The sequence below is a fragment of the Novipirellula sp. genome (assembly GCF_041583735.1).
Taxonomy (GTDB): domain Bacteria; phylum Planctomycetota; class Planctomycetia; order Pirellulales; family Pirellulaceae; genus Novipirellula.
The window spans coordinates 1-3,059 of the sequence record NZ_JBFHFD010000859.1 but is presented as its reverse complement, the minus strand read 5'-3'; the positions used below and the strand labels follow the sequence as shown (position 1 = coordinate 3,059).

Below are 3,059 nucleotides of genomic sequence, written 5' to 3'. Positions count from 1 at the left end.
ATGCTTCATCCTCTTGGAGTCCGCTATCGTCCACACACGGATTGGTGGCAGTCGAACCACATCCGGTCAAAGGCATGCAGAGACATCCGGCAAACAACAAAAACGCAGAAGTTTTAAGCAGAGCAGAAATATTCATTCGTCTATCGAAAGGGGTAAAAAATGGAGAAAAACGAGGTGGTGAAATCCGCCGCTACAAACAAATCCTTGCAGTAGCGGAGGGTCGAAACCGTTAGCACGCGGGGCAAGCATCCAGGCAAATCCTGCTGCGACGAAAAGCACCCGGCACAACATCAACCCTTGGCCACCCAGAAAATGATCGATCGCAAAAATCGGCAATCCGCCTCGGCCATGGTTTCGAGGGTCAGCAGCGATCGGCTCGGGGTGATCGACCCGCTGGTGACCTCGCGTCCTCGGCTGAGTTGCCACCAAAAATCACCGGCCGAGTAAGGTTGAAACGCCATCACAACCGCCACACCGACAATCGCTAACCACTGCAACCCGTAGGCAAAACGGACTGCATTTTTCGTAGGAGGCGACTTACCGGATGGGGCTGAATCAGCGACGGAATTCGATTCGACTTTGGCAACTTTGGAACGCATGGCTGCCGATTGTAGAAGAATCCTAACGCGATGTTGAGAGAAACAAGCCGTTTCGATCAAGAGCATTGGTCATTTCAATGACCTGCCATTACTGCAAAGCCAGAGCGTCAGTAGCTCAAACCTCCACAGCGAAAATGGCGTCTATAGAATTTCTACAGCAGGTCGTCGGATTGGCGAAGCAGGTAGGGCGCTACGCGTGACATCATCGCGGGGTTGCCCTCGTAGGCCTGCCAACTATGCGTTTTTCCGACACTGCGGCTGACATTCATCAGCTGCACTTTGTAGCTATCCACTCCCAGCCGTGATGGGGACACGCCGACATAACCGAGCGCCGCGGGTCCTCCGCGTCCGTTTAACCGCGGATACCAATGAAGCACCGAATCCGATGGATTGTACGCAATCAACATCCGCTCGACCTGTGTCATTGCTCGACCGTGATGATGATTTGGCAACAACCAATCACAATCGAGCGCCGAAGCGAACAAGGCCACTCGCACCGCTGGCCGAGCCGAAACCGTGGTCGGTGCGAGTTGATGTCCGGCAATGGTGCCGCCCGCTCGCAAATGCAGCGCAGCGGTGATCATTCGGGGACCGTAACTGGTGCCAAACAAACTGACGGGAACCCTTGGATCAATCTGATCCAACAACCACGCTAGATAGTAGCCATGCATTTCACTTCGCTGGGCTTTGATCTGCGCATCGGGACGTGGGCGTACTCCGATTCGATCACTTGGCCACGAGATCACCACCAAACGAAAACGATCGTTCTGCGGTTGCGAGGCTTGCTGCAACTGACAGAAAATCGTTTTGGCTCTTCTCCACGCCTCCTCGGCACTAACCCGGTTCTCGTGCACATAGATACACAGTGGCACGGGATCGCCATTGACGCAGTCAAAAAAGTGATTGACGTTGGTTTGCTGCCAAGGGACGCCCGTGTCACTCGACCAGAACTTGATTCGAGTGGTTTGATTTAGTGACGGGGCACAACTCGAAGCACCACGGGTGCTGACCAACCAAATTCGGTTCGAAAGCGAGTCGTCGCCGCGGCTGAGGTTGTTCTGGCATGGCAACCCGATGACAAACGTCGCGATCAAGGCGAACCAAAATCGCGAACGAGGCCGAGGTCGCGAACCAGGCCAAAATCGCGAACCAGCAGAGTAAGATCGAGTTCGAAGCATGCTTCGCAAATTCATGATGTGCGTTGGATTTTGGGAGTGGTCAAAGAGGAAACCCGATGGGACAGCTCAACACGAGTCTTTCGACACAATGATTTTAGCCAACCGAGGCTATTCCTGTTCCTCTTGCTTGATTTTTAACACTTTAAGTTGTTGGCCGCCTTGTGTATGGGTTGCCCCGCTGACGACACCATTATCGTCCACCGTGAACTGGATGCTTGCTTCGACCACTTGCCAGTGGAATGTGGTTTCGTTTTCCGGCAAAATAGGGAACTCGGGTTGCGCTCCGAGCTTCGCCAGTAAGCGGTCGCCGTCGCGGCGGATCGTCATCTGCGCTGGTCCATAATCGTACCGTCCGACGTAGCGGTCAAGTATCTCGGTGGGAAGTTTGACAACGACATGATCGGGCAACCGTTTGACGTCGAAGGTGTGGCCGTTTTGTGTGTGTTTGGCGCCGCTACAAAGGCCTTCGGCGTTGATCTGAAAGGCCACCGATGCGTCGACGATCTTCCAAAAGAACTCGGTTTCACTGCTGGGAAAGATTTCTGCTTTGGCTTGTCCGGTCAGTTGTGCGAACAGGTGCCCCTCTTCGAGCGTGACGACCAAAACGGCGGCGCCATAGTCGTAGCGGCCAACATAGCGGGCAAGGATCTCGGGCGTGACGGTGGTGTCGACCTGATGGATCACCGGCGGCTCCATTTCGGCATCCAAAAACAGCTCCGCTATCTTGCTGCTGACCGTTACCGGTGCCATCTCGGCGATCGATGGAAAAGCGTTGTGCAGCGCAATCACCGTCACGTTTTGATCGGGATAACGAATCAAACTGCTGAGAAACCCATTCAGTCCTCCGGTATGACCGATCGTCCGCAGCCCGCGATGCTCGCCAATCAACCACCCGTATCCGTAACCATTCTGATAGGGCGTAAAGGCTTTGTCCCGCAGCTCAGGTGTGAGCAATTGCCCATTAAACACCGCCTCGTTCCATAACATTAAATCGTCAATGGTCGAGTACATCGCGCCTGCGGCACCAACCTGGGACATATGCCAATTCAGTGCTGGTGTGAATGTATCATCTTCGATCGAGTAGCCATGGGCTTCGTTTTCAAGATTTAGATCGGGCGAGTGAATGCCAGTTTCGGTCATCCCCAGTGGCTCAAAGAAGGTTTCCTGCAGGTAGTCACCGAATGATTTTCCAGAAACTTGGCCGACGATGTGTCCCAGCAAGAAATAGCCTGAATTGTTGTAGTGGAACTTTTTGCCTGGCTCAAAAGACAACGGCAGCTCT

At 53.8% G+C, this 3,059-nt stretch carries 3 protein-coding genes; all 3 read right to left on the bottom strand.

Annotated elements, in window-relative coordinates; genetic code table 11:
• Positions 1–290: 290 nt before the first annotated feature.
• Entirely contained in the window at positions 291–599 is a 309-nt protein-coding gene (locus ABX962_RS33815) for a hypothetical protein (RefSeq protein ID WP_372726076.1), read from the bottom strand.
• Between the two features lie 152 nt (positions 600–751).
• Positions 752–1,777, bottom strand: a complete 1,026-nt coding sequence (locus ABX962_RS33810; protein ID WP_372726075.1) for a hypothetical protein — start codon at positions 1,775–1,777, stop codon at positions 752–754.
• A gap of 108 nt (positions 1,778–1,885) precedes the next feature.
• Positions 1,886–3,059, bottom strand: a 1,174-nt coding sequence (locus tag ABX962_RS33805; RefSeq protein WP_372726074.1) for a serine hydrolase, incomplete at its 5' end; no start/stop codon positions are given.